Origin of the sequence: Vibrio sp. 1-2 (7-a) (assembly GCF_013048515.1) — a bacterium.
GTDB classification, from domain to species: Bacteria; Pseudomonadota; Gammaproteobacteria; order Enterobacterales; family Vibrionaceae; genus Vibrio; species Vibrio diabolicus.
In genome coordinates this window covers 341673-357835 of the sequence record NZ_VHSQ01000004.1, presented here as the reverse complement: position 1 = coordinate 357835, position 16163 = coordinate 341673, and the positions used below count along the sequence as shown (strand labels likewise).

General features: G+C 42.8%; 14 protein-coding genes. 4 read left to right on the top strand and 10 right to left on the bottom strand.

What is annotated here, in order from left to right:
• Nucleotides 1-2: 2 nt before the first annotated feature.
• From FKN08_RS14175 to FKN08_RS14165, 3 genes are all read right to left on the bottom strand, one after another.
• Nucleotides 3-422 (bottom strand): hypothetical protein, encoded by a 420-nt coding sequence (locus FKN08_RS14175; protein WP_104969066.1) that lies wholly within the window; start codon nucleotides 420-422, stop codon nucleotides 3-5.
• On the bottom strand, nucleotides 419-973 hold the full coding sequence (locus tag FKN08_RS14170; protein ID WP_170892361.1) for a hypothetical protein: 555 nt from the start codon (nucleotides 971-973) through the stop codon (nucleotides 419-421). The genes FKN08_RS14175 and FKN08_RS14170 overlap by 4 nt, the downstream gene beginning before the upstream one ends.
• Before the next feature lie 136 nt (nucleotides 974-1109).
• Complete coding sequence (locus tag FKN08_RS14165) at nucleotides 1110-1889, bottom strand: TSUP family transporter (protein WP_170892360.1); 780 nt, start codon at nucleotides 1887-1889, stop codon at nucleotides 1110-1112.
• A 308-nt stretch (nucleotides 1890-2197) separates the two neighbouring features.
• On the opposite strand from FKN08_RS14165, the gene FKN08_RS14160 reads away from it, so the two are divergent.
• Together FKN08_RS14160 and FKN08_RS14155 are read left to right on the top strand one after the other, a co-directional pair.
• Nucleotides 2198-3067: a hypothetical protein gene (locus tag FKN08_RS14160; RefSeq protein WP_104974495.1), complete on the top strand. Its 870-nt coding sequence runs from the start codon at nucleotides 2198-2200 to the stop codon at nucleotides 3065-3067.
• Nucleotides 3064-3489, top strand: a complete 426-nt coding sequence (locus FKN08_RS14155) for a hypothetical protein (RefSeq protein WP_145473186.1) — start codon at nucleotides 3064-3066, stop codon at nucleotides 3487-3489. Before FKN08_RS14160 ends, FKN08_RS14155 begins: the two co-directional genes overlap by 4 nt.
• Before the next feature lie 322 nt (nucleotides 3490-3811).
• On the opposite strand, the gene carB is transcribed toward FKN08_RS14155, so the two are convergent.
• Together carB and carA are read right to left on the bottom strand one after the other, a co-directional pair.
• A complete protein-coding gene (carB, locus tag FKN08_RS14150) occupies nucleotides 3812-7045 on the bottom strand; it encodes a carbamoyl-phosphate synthase large subunit (RefSeq protein WP_005381854.1) in 3234 nt (1077 codons plus the stop codon).
• Between the two features lie 16 nt (nucleotides 7046-7061).
• Nucleotides 7062-8201, bottom strand: a complete 1140-nt coding sequence (carA, locus tag FKN08_RS14145; protein WP_046873990.1) for a glutamine-hydrolyzing carbamoyl-phosphate synthase small subunit — start codon at nucleotides 8199-8201, stop codon at nucleotides 7062-7064.
• A 245-nt stretch (nucleotides 8202-8446) separates the two neighbouring features.
• On the opposite strand from carA, the gene FKN08_RS14140 reads away from it, so the two are divergent.
• A complete protein-coding gene (locus FKN08_RS14140) occupies nucleotides 8447-8674 on the top strand; it encodes a hypothetical protein (protein ID WP_170892359.1) in 228 nt (75 codons plus the stop codon).
• A gap of 8 nt (nucleotides 8675-8682) precedes the next feature.
• On the opposite strand, the gene dapB is transcribed toward FKN08_RS14140, so the two are convergent.
• The 3 genes from dapB to secA form a co-directional block, all read right to left on the bottom strand.
• Nucleotides 8683-9492 carry a 4-hydroxy-tetrahydrodipicolinate reductase gene (dapB, locus tag FKN08_RS14135; RefSeq protein ID WP_006742699.1) on the bottom strand — a complete coding sequence of 270 codons (810 nt, stop codon included), beginning with the start codon at nucleotides 9490-9492 and terminating at the stop codon, nucleotides 8683-8685.
• A gap of 110 nt (nucleotides 9493-9602) precedes the next feature.
• Complete coding sequence (mutT, locus tag FKN08_RS14130) at nucleotides 9603-10001, bottom strand: 8-oxo-dGTP diphosphatase MutT (RefSeq protein WP_005396433.1); 399 nt, start codon at nucleotides 9999-10001, stop codon at nucleotides 9603-9605.
• Between the two features lie 166 nt (nucleotides 10002-10167).
• The gene (secA, locus tag FKN08_RS14125; protein ID WP_005396435.1) at nucleotides 10168-12897 is read right to left on the bottom strand and encodes a preprotein translocase subunit SecA; all 2730 of its coding nucleotides are present in this window, start codon (nucleotides 12895-12897) and stop codon (nucleotides 10168-10170) included.
• 408 nt (nucleotides 12898-13305) lie between these two features.
• On the opposite strand from secA, the gene FKN08_RS14120 reads away from it, so the two are divergent.
• Nucleotides 13306-13764 (top strand): DciA family protein, encoded by a 459-nt coding sequence (locus FKN08_RS14120; protein WP_170892358.1) that lies wholly within the window; start codon nucleotides 13306-13308, stop codon nucleotides 13762-13764.
• 113 nt (nucleotides 13765-13877) lie between these two features.
• Here the strand turns inward: FKN08_RS14120 and lpxC are convergent, their stop codons facing one another.
• Nucleotides 13878-14795 (bottom strand): UDP-3-O-acyl-N-acetylglucosamine deacetylase, encoded by a 918-nt coding sequence (gene lpxC / locus FKN08_RS14115; RefSeq protein WP_005381871.1) that lies wholly within the window; start codon nucleotides 14793-14795, stop codon nucleotides 13878-13880.
• 101 nt (nucleotides 14796-14896) lie between these two features.
• Nucleotides 14897-16135 carry a cell division protein FtsZ gene (ftsZ, locus tag FKN08_RS14110; protein ID WP_012842149.1) on the bottom strand — a complete coding sequence of 413 codons (1239 nt, stop codon included), beginning with the start codon at nucleotides 16133-16135 and terminating at the stop codon, nucleotides 14897-14899.
• Nucleotides 16136-16163: the final 28 nt, after the last annotated feature.

The following is a 16163-nucleotide window of genomic DNA, read 5'->3' as shown; positions in this document are numbered from 1 at the left end:
AGTCATTTTACAAAAACATAGTACTCACTTAAAAACCATCGAGAACTAAGTTCCTCAGAATAATGGTATCCATGACTTTCAGCATAAGACAGCAGCCACTCATTAAACATATAAGAAAACAAAAAGCTAGAAACTAATAAAACAAAACATAATTTAAAAAGATTTTTAAGTTTTTCTTTATTTGGCTTTCTCTTAGTAGAAACAGTATAAATAGAAACATAAGAAAGCAAAGCAAATAAAAAACCGGATGAAAATAACTGAATATTCTGACCACCTAAGGATAAACTTTCCTGATCGGATGAAATTGCTCCAAAAAAATCCAACAAATCAGATACCGGAAGATAAATCATAAAATATGTACATATAGGAAATAGAATTGAACCTATAATAAATGTGCTATAATCTATTTCTTCATTTTTCATAATGAAAAACCACTATTTTTAAAGCTGGCAACAACACCTACAGAAACCATCGTATTTAATGTTATACTAGCAACTAAAGCAGCTAAACCCACTTTAATAATGTCACTTGCTATAACTCCGAATAATTTAGCCAACACTCTTTTATTTGACTCTTTAAATAAATACTCAGCTATTATATAAGATGTGACAAAAATAACAGTAATAACTGCACCTTGCTTAACCGTCTGTAATACCTTTTCTTTTCCTATAGCAAAACTTACGGCCATCGGTGGCGAAATCTTACCAGACAAAGCCATAACTTTTCTTTGTAAACTAGGTGTTCCTTTAATTACAATATGATTAAAACCACCATACTTCTCAACTGCAATAGGAGCTGCGCTACCTAACAAGGCTACAGCAACTCTACCTAAATACGCCAAATCATCTACAGTTGCATAGTAGTTTGCAATAAATTCTAACTTACCCTTTAAACTATTCCATCGAAGCTGTTCATGCTTAGGGATAAATTTAATAACATATTTATCAAATTCATTGATAGAAATGCATAGCATTCTAACTTTATTAAATGAAAATTGTTTATTACTTTTTCATTTTAAGTACGATATCACGCTATAATGAAATCATAGATATATCAGTATTTCTTTACATATGATTCATGAATAAGCGTAGTTGAACGTAGAGAACGAGTTATAACACTGACAAAATCCATTGCTGATGTTGTTGCCAAAGAAGTTTCGTTGCCATGAGCATCGACATCACTATAACTAGAGGACGAATCCATTTTTGCCCTTTACTTACCACGACCTTCGCCCCTAACTGAGCACCAAGAAAACCGCCAACAGCCATAATTAAGCCAAGCTTCCACACTGGCAACCCAGCTAAGATAAAAAAGAGTAGTGCCGCAATGTTTGACGTGAAATTGAGGATTTTGGTTCTAGCAGTGGCTTCGACCAAAGAAAAGTGACCTAGTGCAACAAAACAAACAGTAAAAATAGATCCAGTCCCAGGGCCAAAAAAGCCATCATAGAAACCGATCCCGCCACCAATGCATAGCGCAAACATCGCTTCAGATAACTTTGGTTCTCCATCGATTTTTCGCGTACTTGCCGCGAGTAAAAAATAGAGGGAAATGGCTATCAAAAGAACAGGGATCAAACTGGTGAGTACGCTAGCATCAATAAACTGCACAGCCTCGGCACCGATTGCTGCGCCTATAAAAGTGCAGAGTATCGCGAAACGCATTTCCTTTAGGCTGACAATACCGTTACGCACGAAATACCAGCTAGCAGAGAAACTGCCAAACGAACTTTGTAACTTGTTGGTTGCTAGAGCTTGAGTCGGACTCAACCCCGCAGCCAAAAGCGCAGGGAGCGTAATGAGCCCTCCCCCACCAGCCATCGCATCAATAAAGCCTGCGGCAGTCGCAACAAAAAATAGGGCCAACAAAATCTCAACCGTGATTTCCACTACACATCCTTTTTTATTTAAAGAGGCATCAAAGAGGAAAAACGGTAGCACTTATTCACAAAACCACCAATGGAAAGTCAAGACACCAATCTATTCCTAATTTTCATAGAATTAATGCATAAACTTGATTCCAAACTTTTATATAAAATTTAGTTGTTAGGAAGAATTGAATCACTGTCACAAATCGATTCCTAATAATGAGATCAAACGCTTACCTTTAAATATAAAACTAGACGAATATAAAAAATCTGTTCAGCATGTAGAGTTTACATTGTCAGCGTTCGAAGTCCGATATCTGAGGAAAATACATGACTAGCAACTACCCTTTATCACGACATCAATCCTCAAAAAGTACTGGTAGTATAAGCACCTACCCACTTTATAAATCAAATAATCAACATCGAGATAAAGAAACCATTATCTTATCTATCGAGAGTTTTGATATCGTTGTCAAGAACAAAGTAAAAGACAAAGCGAAAATAGAACGTTGGAAAAACATAAAGGGAATGTTTGAAAATTCAGCAAACTATTATGCTACAGGACAGGACTTAGTTTTTATAACCAACTTATCAAACTATTTGTACGGAAATAATAGCTCTGTTATCGTCAAAAATTATTCTGGAGCTCCACATATCATACTCACAGGCTCCCCTGCTATGCACTCAAAGCTTTCTGGATTAGGAAAGTTTCTTCCCACACCAACTGTGGCAAAGTTCGCTGTTGGACCAGAAGGGGCATTACAATCCATTAGAAGTGGGGGCATAATAACAATTATCTTAATATCCACATACAGAGTGATTGACTTTTTCCTCAATGACCGTCAAACCTTAGCCAAACTATTTGGTACTTTAGCTAGTGATATAATCACTATCGGGTTATCGTCAGCTGCAGCAGCTATATTTGTAAACTTTGCCGCAGCAGTGGGTGGCAGTGTTGTAACTTTAAGCGCTGGCCCATTATTAGGGGCTATTTTGATAAGCTCGGCTGTAGGTCTTTTATTGAATAGAGAAAATGATAAACGAGGTTTAACACAGAAGTTAATAACCTCTATAGATATTTACTTAAAGCAAAGAGATATAGAAGCAAAGAAAAGAGCAAAAGAAGAATATAATGAGATTCAACGTAAGACTCAAAGTATGATCTTCTCTCAAGAAATACAGCGAGGTTTGTTACGGTGAAAAAAGAGAGTTACGACCGAACGCAAGTATTTTTTTATTTAATAGTTTTATTAGTATCCGCAATATCACTGTTAATATGTGGTTTTGATGGATTGTCAGATTTTTATATTAAAATCTATAATAATGAAAGTTATTCATCTTTTGATCAGGCTGATATTTTGATCATAGGCTCTAGTTTGATCTTATTTGAATGCTCTAGAATGTCTGTAAAAACATTAAAATCAAATAAATTCCTAACTAAAAGTGAGTTTAAAAATTCTAGTAAGGTATTTCTAATCATATCGGTAACTAGTTTTTTTCTTCTTTATCCTTCACTAATAGCGGCAGATATTTTTGCAAAAAGTAACGGATACTCTCTTGATACTGAAGAATCAACTTATAACTTAGTCTTAGAAAAAAGAATATACCGAATAGCTCCATAGTTAGTAGTTTTTAAGCTCAACACTGCTTATTTTAACTTTTGCTAATTACCTATCTGTTTAAAGAATTATGATCGGCTTAATCCCTCAGGCCTACAGCGTCAACTTTGTTGTAGCAAGTGGTAGTACTATTTCTTCATCTTTGGGAATATTGCTTGCCATAATTAGCTTGATGATCTTCAAAAGCAAAGCATACCAATCGTTCCTAGCACACTTTAATGCTCTTCATTTTAGAAAAACCTCAATATAAAAAAGCCCGCTCAAATGAGCGGGCAATGAGGTTGTCATGTAAGCCCTGATTAACGAGCTTACTGATTTTTATCTGTTACGCGTCTAGACTCGCTTTCACTTTAGCGTGTAACTCTTGAACCGAAGTTACTGACGCTTTTGCGTCTGCAGTGTGAGACATACATGTAGCGAACGCTGCGTTCAGTGTCGTTGTGTAGTTCACTTTCTCTGCCAGTGCGCCGCGACGTAGAACTTTCGAATCTTCAATCGCTTGACGACCAGCTGCCGTGTTTACAATGTAGGTGTATTCGTTGTTCTTGATGCGGTCAAGAATGTGTGGACGACCTTCGTGTACTTTGTTTACCAAACGTGGGTTAATACCCGCTTCGCCCAGAATTACAGCAGTACCGTGTGTCGCATCCAACTGGTAACCCAGTTTCACTAGCTTAGAAGCTAGGTCAACAACACGCTCTTTATCGCCTTCACGTACAGACAGTAGCGCACGACCACCTTCAGGGTAAACTGCACCACAACCTAGCTCTGCTTTCGCGTAAGCTTCTGCGAACGTTGCACCAACACCCATTACTTCACCTGTTGAGCGCATTTCAGGGCCCAATAGAGGGTCAACACCAGGGAATTTGTTGAACGGCAGAACCACTTCTTTCACTGAGTAGTAAGGAGGGATAATCTCTTTAGTAAATCCTTGTGACTCTAGAGATTGACCCGCCATTACACGTGCAGCGATTTTCGCTAGAGGTGCACCTGTCGCTTTCGATACGAATGGTACCGTACGAGCAGCACGAGGGTTCACTTCGATTAGGTAAACGTCGTTGTCTTTCACAGCAAACTGCGTGTTCATCAAACCGCGTACACCGAGTTCGAACGCCAGCTTCTCAACTTGCTCACGCATCTTGTCTTGAATTTCCTGACTTAGCGTGTACGCAGGCAGTGAACATGCAGAGTCACCAGAGTGAACACCGGCTTGTTCGATGTGTTCCATGATACCGCCGATAACGACGCGTTCACCGTCACAGATAGCATCAATATCAACTTCGGTTGCATCATCCAAGAAACGGTCTAGTAGAACTGGAGACTCGTTCGATACGCTTACTGCTTCATTGAAGTAGCGACGCAGGTCTTGCTCATCGTAAACAATTTCCATCGCACGACCACCGAGTACATAAGACGGGCGAACAACTAATGGGAAGCCAATTTCTTTCGACTTCTCAACCGCTTGCTCCATCGTTGTTACTGTCGCGTTTTCTGGCTGAAGTAGACCTAAACGGTCAACAGCGGCTTGGAAGCGTTCACGGTCTTCCGCACGGTCTATAGCATCTGGGCTCGTACCAATGATTGGAACACCAGCCGCTTCTAGAGCACGAGCCAGTTTAAGTGGCGTTTGACCACCGTACTGAACAATTACACCTTTTGGTTTTTCAACGCGAGCGATAGACAGTACATCTTCCAGAGTTACTGGTTCGAAGTACAGGCGATCAGACGTATCGTAGTCAGTAGATACCGTTTCTGGGTTACAGTTAACCATAATGGTTTCGTAACCGTCTTCACGCAGCGCAAGTGATGCGTGTACACAACAGTAATCGAATTCAATACCTTGGCCGATACGGTTTGGACCGCCACCAAGAACCATGATCTTGTCTTTGTCTGTTGGGTTTGCTTCACACTCTTCATCGTAAGATGAGTACATGTAAGCCGTGTCAGAAGAAAACTCAGCGGCACACGTATCTACACGTTTGTAAACCGGGTGAATATCAAACTGCTCACGAGCACGGCGAATTTCACTTTCAGCGACACCAAGAAGTTTAGACAAGCGCGCATCAGAGAAGCCTTTACGTTTCATCTGGCGAAGCACTTCTTTGGTCAAACCTGCGTAGCCGCCCGCCTTAACTTGCTCTTCGAGTTTTACGATTTCTTCAATTTGAACCAGGAACCAACGGTCAATTTGAGTCAAGTTGAACACGCCGTCAACTGACATGCCAGCTCGGAATGCATCGGCGATGTACCAGATACGCTCAGCGCCTGCTTCTTTAAGTTCGTGACGAATCTTAGTCAGTGCATCTGGTGCTTCTAAATCGACCATCTCGTCAAAACCAGTTGCGCCAACTTCTAGGCCCCGAAGTGCTTTGTGAAGAGATTCTTGTTGGTTACGACCAATTGCCATTACCTCACCAACCGATTTCATCTGAGTAGTCAGACGGTCGTTTGCGCCAGCAAATTTCTCGAAGTTAAAGCGAGGAATCTTAGTTACGACGTAGTCGATAGTTGGCTCGAATGATGCTGGTGTTGCACCGCCCGTGATGTCGTTTTGTAGTTCGTCCAGAGTAAAGCCAACAGCAAGCTTCGCGGCAATCTTAGCGATTGGGAAACCTGTTGCTTTTGACGCTAACGCAGAAGAGCGAGATACACGTGGGTTCATCTCGATGATAACCATACGGCCATCTTTCGGGTTGATACCAAACTGTACGTTTGAACCACCTGTTTCAACACCAATTTCACGTAGAACGGCTAGCGATGCATTACGCATTAGCTGGTATTCTTTGTCAGTCAGTGTCTGTGCTGGTGCTACTGTGATTGAGTCACCCGTGTGGATACCCATTGGATCAAAGTTTTCGATTGAACATACGATGATACAGTTGTCCGCTTTGTCACGAACGACTTCCATTTCGTACTCTTTCCAACCGATTAGTGACTCATCGATAAGAAGTTCGTTGGTCGGAGATAAGTCCAGACCGCGACGACAGATTTCTTCGAACTCTTCTTTGTTGTACGCGATACCACCACCAGTGCCACCCATGGTGAACGATGGACGAATGATACAAGGGAAGCCAACCATATCTAAAACTTTGTAAGCTTCTTCCATGCTCTTCGCTGTATCTGCGCGAGGACACTCAAGGCCGATAGACTTCATCGCTTTATCAAAACGAGAACGGTCTTCCGCTTTGTCGATTGCATCAGCCGTTGCACCAATCATCTCTACGCCAAACTCTGCGAGAACGCCGTGCTTCTCTAAATCTAACGCACAGTTAAGTGCAGTCTGGCCACCCATGGTTGGCAAAACTGCATCTGGACGTTCTTTCTCGATGATCTTACGTACTACTTCCCATTGAATTGGCTCGATGTAAGTTGCATCAGCCATCTCTGGGTCAGTCATGATAGTTGCTGGGTTAGAGTTAACTAGGATAACTCGGTAGCCTTCTTCTCGAAGAGCTTTACACGCTTGTGCGCCAGAGTAGTCAAACTCACATGCCTGACCGATAACAATCGGACCAGCACCAAGAATTAGAATACTTTGAATGTCAGTACGTTTTGGCATTATCTACTACTCCGAATTAAGCGCTGTGTTTTTTGATTAGTTCGATAAAGTGGTCAAATAGCGGTGCCGCGTCATGTGGACCTGGGCTCGCTTCTGGGTGACCTTGGAAGCTAAATGCTGGCTTGTCTGTGCGGTGAATACCTTGCAAAGAGCCATCAAATAACGATACGTGAGTAGCACGTAAGTTTTCCGGTAACGTTGCTTCATCTGCCGCAAAGCCGTGGTTTTGCGAAGTGATCATAACAACGTTACGCTCTAAATCTTTTACTGGGTGGTTTGCACCATGGTGACCAAACTTCATTTTCACGGTTTGCGCACCTGACGCTAACGCAAGGATTTGGTGACCTAAACAAATACCGAAGATAGGTAAGCCTTTTTCTAGGAACACTTTTGTCGCTTCAATCGCGTAAGTACATGGTTCTGGATCACCAGGGCCATTTGATAGGAAAACCCCGTCCGGGTTCATCGCAAGCACTTCTTCCGCTGACGTTTCAGCAGGAACAACCGTTAAGCGGCAACCGCGGTCAACCAACATTCGCAGGATGTTGCGTTTTGCGCCGAAGTCGTAAGCAACGACGTGGTATGGCAGCTCGCTGTCATCTTTCGCCTCTGGAAGTCCACCTTCAAGCGTCCACGAACCTTGTTTCCATTGATACGCTTCTTTCGTTGTAACTTCTTTCGCAAGGTCCATTCCTTTTAAGCCTGGGAATTCTTTTGCTTTCGCTAGAGCCAAAGCTTCATCTAGGTTATTACCCGCAACAATACAACCGTTTTGAGCACCTTTTTCACGCAAGATACGAGTGAGCTTTCGCGTATCAATATCAGCGATGCCAACAATATTTTGAGACTTAAGGTAATCAGAGAGGGATTGTTCATTACGGAAGTTAGAAGCGATAAGAGGAAGATCGCGAATCACAAGGCCTTGTGCATGAATGGAAGAGGATTCTTCATCTTCGGAAGTGGTTCCGGTATTGCCAATGTGAGGATAAGTAAGGGTGACGATTTGCTGAGAATAGGAAGGATCAGTGAGGATTTCTTGATACCCCGTCATCGAGGTATTAAAAACGACTTCACCAACGGAAATACCATCTGCCCCTATGGACACTCCGTGGAACACTGTCCCATCTTCTAGGACTAACAGTGCTAATTTACCCAAGACAACCTCCAGAATAAAAATGCAAAAAAAATAAATCAAACTGCAAACATGCCTTCCTTTACCTATAAAATCTACATAAATAGGTATTTCAGACAAATTGGCGGTATTCTAAAGTTGGACTGGAAACCTGTCAACCTACAATCAAAAATAAATTATCAATTTCTAGCGAGTAAGGTCATTTCGAATCAGTAAGGCTCAAAAAGACAACTTTTGAATGCTATTACATAGGGAGGGATAGAGGTTTAATGAATTTTACAAATTTGAACTTTTTAGGGATCACAAAAAATTATGAGTTTTTAACGCAAACGTTCACCAAGACAAAAACAGGAACACTTTTAACGGTTACACCCAAAAACAAAGCCAAAACAGACAAAAACATAACAAAAGTAAGTGCTAAAATCTTCTCTATCAGAATCATTTTATTTACAAATAATTCTATAGATATAAAAAAGCCGGCTAGCGCCGGCGAATAATTATGTATTTAGAGTTCATTCAATCCCAAAACATCTGTCATGGTATAAAAGCCCGCAGGTTTAGCACTCAACCAAACGGCAGCCTTTACGGCCCCATTAGCAAACGTCATGCGATCAGTCGCTTTGTGCGTTATTTCCACTCGCTCCCCGATATCAGCAAACATAGCCGTATGCTCACCGACGATATCGCCAGCGCGAATCGTAGCAAAGCCGATCTCATCTTTTGTTCTTTCACCAGTAATGCCTTCTCGGGCATAGACAGCTACATCATTCAGCTTATTACCCATCGCACCAGCAATAGCTTCTCCCATTCCGATAGCGGTACCAGAGGGGGCATCAACTTTATGGCGATGGTGTGCTTCAACAATCTCGATATCACAGTAATCCCCCATCACTTTGGCCGCTTTCTCAAGAAGCTTAAAGACAAGGTTTACGCCTACAGAATAATTTGGCGCCATCACAACAGGCACTTGCTTGGCTGCTTCATCGATAAGATCACGCTCTGCATCGCTGAAGCCAGTCGTCCCAATCACAATGCTCTTACCGTATTTCTTACACAACTCGAGATTCGCTAATGTGCTTACTGGAGCGGTGAAATCGATGATTACATCAAAATTATCGACGTCTTTAGCAAGATCATCCGTTAAGAGCACATCGAATTTACCTTCACCACAAAGCTCACCGATATCGACGCCGACAAGTGAAGACTCAGGTCGTTCTGATCCCGCGCTCACTGTCGCTTCAGGATTAAGGTGTGAAGCTTTAACCAAATTGCGGCCCATTCGGCCAGCTGCTCCTGCGATTGCAATACGAACCATTGCGCTTTCTCTCCTTCTCTGGATAACGAGGTTTGCTCTCGTTCTCTCGTTTCGCTTAATCTGTTTAAACTAACAACATACCGTGGTTACCACAAGCAAGTTCATCGAGCTTAAGCAAACTCTTTTACAACACGCTCCAAGATAGGTACGTTCGCTTCAGGAAAGGTGTAGTCGCCCAATTCGCTGATTTCAACCCAGCATCCTTCTTGACCTTCTCGACCGTAAGGCTCATTACTGAATTGAGATACTGTAATAAAATCAAACTTGAGTGATTTGTCTGGATAGTCGTATTCCAAATGTTCAAAAGGGGCTTGCTCAATAACTTCAATTCCTACTTCTTCTTCGAGTTCTCTTGTAATAGCAAGCTCAATGCTTTCTCCCGGCTCGACTTTGCCACCCGGAAACTCCCAAAACCCGCCTTTGTGCTTATCATCAGGACGCTTTGTAATAAAGATCTTTGATTTGTCTTGGTTAAAAATAATTGCCGCGACTATGTGAATTCTTTTCATGGGGATTCCTAACTCTCAAGACCGTTGTACTTTACTATTGTGACAACGAGCTTCTACATCTCAAAAACTTTCTGACCTATCAAACTTATGGAATTTGATAGCCAAAGAATTTATTTAAAAAAAGAGTCGCCTAAGCGACTCTTTGATAAATAATCCGACTAACAGATTAGTCGATTTTGCCGTGGCACTGTTTGTACTTCTTGCCACTGCCACAAGGGCAAGGTTCATTACGACCTACTTTACGTTCATCACGTACCATTGGTTGATTTGAACCTTCTTCAGATTCTTCGCCTTCAGAAAGCGGATTTTGTGCTGCAGCGTGTTGCGCTTGCGCACGACGAGCGGCTTCTTCAGCTTGCGCACGACGCTGTTCTTCCATACGTTCAACTTCTTCTTGTTGCTGAACGCGAACACGAGATAGAACAGTAATAACGTCTGTTTTCAGCGCTTCTAGTAGACCCTCAAACAGTTCAAACGACTCACGTTTGTATTCTTGTTTTGGGTTCTTCTGTGCGTAACCGCGTAAATGGATACCTTGACGCAAGTGATCCATCGCAGCCAAATGCTCTTTCCAAAGCGTATCCAGAGTCTGAAGCATGACCGATTTTTCGAAGTTGCGAAGCACTTGTGCACCCACCACTTCCTCTTTCTCTTTGTACACTTCAACGGCTAGGTTGATGATCTTTTCACGTAATGCTTCTTCGTAAAGCTTGTCGTCTTCTTCAAGCCATTGCTTCACTGGCGCATCAAGATCGAAGTCCGCTTTCAAGCGCTCTTGTAGACCTTCAACATCCCACATATCTTCTAGTGACTGTGGTGGAATGTACTCATCAATAACCGCTGTTAGCACATCTTCACGGTTTTGCTCGATCATGCCGCTGATGTCTTCAACGTTCATTAACTCGTCACGCAGTTCGTAGACAACCTTACGTTGATCGTTCGCTACATCATCGTATTCAAGCAGCTGCTTACGGATATCAAAGTTCCGACCTTCCACTTTGCGCTGTGCTTTTTCAATTGAGCGAGAAAGCATTTTCGATTCAATAGCTTCACCTTCTTCCATACCACTTTGAATAAGGCTCGCCATACGATCAGAAGTGAAAATACGTAGCAAAGAGTCTTCCATAGATAGGTAGAAGCGCGATGAACCCGCATCACCTTGACGACCGGAACGACCACGTAGCTGGTTATCAATACGGCGAGATTCGTGGCGCTCAGTACCGATGATATGTAGACCACCAGCTTCTAGCACTTGGTCATGCACCACTTTCCACTCTGCTTTAATCGCATCGATTTGCTCTTGAGTTGGGTTCTCTAAAGCTTCAACTTTTGATTGCCAGCTACCGCCAAGCACAATGTCCGTACCACGACCGGCCATGTTGGTCGCGATAGTTACCGCACCAGGCATGCCCGCTTCAGCAACAATTTCCGCTTCTTTCTCATGGAATTTCGCGTTCAATACGTTGTGTTTGATCTTAGCCTTCTTCAATGCGTTAGAAAGAAGTTCTGACTTTTCAATCGACACAGTACCAACAAGCGTTGGCTGCCCTTTGGCAACACGCTCTTTAATATCTTCAATGATTGCCGCAAACTTCTCTGCTTCAGTACGGTAAACCACATCTGGCATATCGTTACGAATCATCGGCTTGTTGGTTGGGATAACCACCGTTTCCAAACCATAGATAGACTGGAATTCGAACGCTTCAGTATCCGCTGTACCTGTCATACCTGACAGTTTTTCGTATAAACGGAAGTAGTTCTGGAAGGTAATAGAAGCCAAAGTTTGGTTTTCGTTTTGGATCTTAACGCCTTCTTTCGCTTCTACTGCTTGGTGAAGACCTTCAGACCAACGACGACCTGGCATTGTACGACCAGTGTGTTCATCAACGATGACCACTTCACCTTCATCAGTAACAATGTAATCAACGTTACGCTCGAATAACACATGAGCACGCAAAGCAGCATTCACGTGATGCAACATGCTGATGTTAGCCGGAGAGTAAAGTGTATCACCTTCCTCCATCAGACCGTTTTTCACCAACAGTTCTTCAACGTATTCTTGACCTGTTTCTGTTAGGTATACTTGCTTTGATTTTTCATCAACAGTGTAGTGACCATCACCACGGTATTCTTCAGAGTCTTCTTTATCTTGCTTTTTCAGATGCGGGATCAAAAGGTTGATTCGAGTGTATAGCTCAGAGCTATCTTCAGCAGGACCAGAAATGATCAAAGGAGTACGAGCTTCATCAATTAGGATTGAGTCCACCTCATCGACAACAGCAAAGAAGCGATCACGCTGTACACGGTCTTCGCTACGGAAAGCCATATTGTCACGAAGGTAGTCAAAACCAAATTCATTGTTGGTTCCGTATAGAATGTCAGCTTGGTACGCTTCTTTTTTCTCTTGAGGAGGCATGTTTGGCACGTTTACGCCAACGGTCATACCTAAAAATTCAAATAGAGGGCGGTTCGTCTCAGCATCACGTTTAGCTAGATAATCGTTCACTGTTACGATGTGAACGCCTTTACCAGCAAGAGCATTTAAGTAAGCAGGAAGCGTTGCAGTCAGCGTTTTACCTTCACCTGTACGCATCTCCGCAATTTGACCCGCATTTAGAACCATACCACCGATAAGCTGAACGTCGAAGTGACGCATGCCGTAGACACGCTTAGATGCTTCACGAACCGTAGCAAAAGCTTCAGGAAGTAGTTTATCAAGAGTTTCACCTTTCTCTAGGCGCTCACGGAACTCAACCGTCTTTGCTTTTAACTCTTCATCACTTAGAGCTTCGAATGTTGGCTCGTAGTTATTAATTTCTTTTACAATTTTTCTAAGGCGGCGCAGTGTTCGGTCGTTGCGACTGCCAATCACTTTTGTCAGTAGCTTAGTTATCATTTTTCGTGAATCTCTCTTTAATCAGACCGTTCCCGATCTACTCATAATGCCTTCAGTCTCTGCCAGTTTGGAACTAAGAATACTGAGATAAATCATTTATCAAAGATATTGAGTTCAAACATCCATATTTCAAGGCTAAGTTTCGAAACAATGTGGCTTAGTGTAAGGATTTTTCATCGATACAACCATAAATAGACGTATTTGTTTGAAGCACTCTGAAGTTTTTACTTAAAGTGGTGACTGATTAGACGATATTGCATACCACAATATGTGTAATCTATTCAGAGCAGACTTTGCTTTTTACCTTGCTACATTGTAAAACTGAAGCGAAAGACGTTAATGTAAACTATACCTTGATAGAAAGCTGCTCTAGAATAGCTGATATCTCAACAAAATTAGATTTTACCTATGCGTGATCACCGTCCAACCTCGACTGAAGATGTTATTGCTGAATCACAGTTCAAGCAGATTCAAGAACATGCTGGAGAAATCTTACAGCTTAACCAAGCTTTGCAAGAGATCTTACCCACAGGGACAGCCGATCATTGCCGGGTGGCGAATGTTCGTAACAGCCACCTATTGATCGATGTTTCTAGTGCCGCGATCAAAATGAAGATCGATTACGATCGCCTCATGATCCTAAATAAACTTCGTACTCAAGGCTTTGCCAAACTGATGAGCGTTGAAGTGAGGATCAATCCATCATTATACAGAAATCGTTTCGAACAAGACGACAGACCTAAACGTCCACCATTAACAAAATCTGCAGCAAAGTCATTGATGACGATTGCCGACATGGCACCGCCTAAAATTCAAGAGCGTTTAAAGCGATTGGCCGATATGGCAGAAAAGAAAGACCGTAAGTGATCGTTATTTCAATATGCTGAAAAGCTCGAATGCTATTAATAAGCCCAAGATTAAAGCCAAATAGCAAAAAACCAGGCATAAGCCTGGTTTTTATTAATTTTAATGCCGAGTATTTACGCAAGCACCATATTTGGTTCAGCGAATGCTACTGGTGAGCCGACTTCTTCTTCGAATGTAGTCCACTCCCACGCTTCCTGATCAGCAAGAACTGCTCGCAGAAGTTGGTTGTTCAAACCGTGACCCGATTTAAAGGCGCGAAATTCACCGATGATTGGGTGACCACACATGTAAAGATCACCAATCGCATCCAACACTTTGTGAGTCACAAACTCATTTTCAAAGCGTAGACCTTCTTCGTTAAGAATACGGTAATCATCCAATACGATAGCATTGTCGAAACTACCACCCAATACTAGGTTTTGAGATTGTAGATATTCGATATCACGCATAAAGCCAAACGTACGTGCACGAGAAATTTCACGAACGAAGCCTTTTGAAGAGAAATCAAACAGCAAGCGCTGTTCGTCTGACTCAATAGCAGGGTGATTAAATTCAATTTCGAAGTCCATGCGGAAGCCGTTAAATGGTACAAACTCTGCCCATTTATCGCCATCTTCAAAACGAACTGGCTTTTTAATACGGATGAAACGTTTTGGCGCATTTTGCGTTTCGATACCTGCTTGTTGTAGCAAGTATACAAATGGGCTAGCACTGCCATCCATAATTGGAATTTCAGGTGCGTCTACTTCGACAACAATGTTGTCGATGCCCATACCAGCAAGTGCCGCATTCAAGTGCTCTACAGTTGAAATACGCACACCTTCGTCGTTTACCAAAGCAGTACATAGCATGGTGTCACGAACAGAAGCTGGGTCAGCTGGAAAATCTACAGGTGGGTTTACATCTGTACGACGGTAAATGATACCTGTATTTGCAGCAGCCGGGCGCAGAGTAAGCGTGACTTTACGACCAGAGTGGAGGCCCACACCAGTTGTTTTCACTATTTCTTTCAGAGTACGTTGTCTGATCATCTGCTTGCCTCTCAAAAATTTGCTACAAAACACGGCCGTCTGTAACGTCGACCGTGAATGCTACCATAATTTTGAGCCATGTCAAATTTATGGATTAAAGATTAATCAGCCTGACGACGCAAAAATGCCGGGATATCTAAATAACCACTTTCCTTCTCTTGCTTCGGAGCCGCAGAGCTTTGGCTCGACGATGCTGGAGAAGAAGAAACTGTATTTGTAGGCTGAGGAGTTACCTGTGGCTTCTCTTGCACTTGATTATTTTGCAAGGTTTGTGCCGGTTTCTCTTCAGCTTGCGTTGCCGCCGCTTGCTGTTGTGGTTGAGCCTGCGGCGTCGGAGCCACTTTCGCTTTACCACCCGCAACTAGCGTGATATCTGGTTTTTTCTCATTGCCAATACCTGTCGCTACAACTGTTACGCGGATTTCGTCCGTCATATCTGGGTCTAGAGAAGTACCGATAACAACAGTTGCATTGTCAGAAGCAAATGCTTTCACTGTATTACCAACCGTCTCAAACTCGTCAAGACGCATATCCAGACCTGCAGTAATATTGACAAGAACACCACGAGCGCCCGCTAGATCGATGTCTTCCAGAAGTGGGCTAGAAATTGCCATTTCAGCCGCTTCTTCAGCACGATCTTCGCCTTTAGCAATACCGCTGCCCATCATCGCGTGACCCATTTCAGACATTACTGTTCTTACGTCCGCAAAGTCGACGTTGATCATGCCAGGGCGAGTAATTAGCTCTGCAATGCCTTGAACTGCGTTCTTAAGAACGTCGTTCGCACTTGCAAAAGCTTCTAGTAGCGTGACACCACGGCCAAGTACTTTAAGCAGCTTTTCGTTTGGAATCGTAATCAAAGAGTCAACGTGCTTAGACAGCTCATCGATACCTTGCTCAGCGAACGCCAAACGCTTTTTGCCTTCAAAGCTGAACGGTTTTGTCACTACCGCGACAGTTAGAATGCCAAGCTCTTTAGCTACTTCAGCAATAACAGGTGCTGCACCAGTACCTGTACCGCCACCCATACCAGCTGCGATAAACACCATATCGGCGCCAGTTAGGGAATCTTTAATTCTATCTCTGTCTTCGAGAGCTGCGTCACGGCCAACCTGTGGATTAGCACCTGCACCCAGACCTTTGGTGATATCGCCACCGATCTGAATAACATTGCCAACGCTTGTCTTACGAAGTGCTTGCGCATCAGTGTTGACGCTGATGAATTCCACACCTTCGATGGATTCACGCACCATGTGTTCAACGGCGTTACCACCGCCGCCACCAACCCCAACGACCTTGATTACTGCATCGTCAGACATTTCCATCATCGGTTCAAACATGTGTTGTCTCCGTTTATCCTGCAACTCA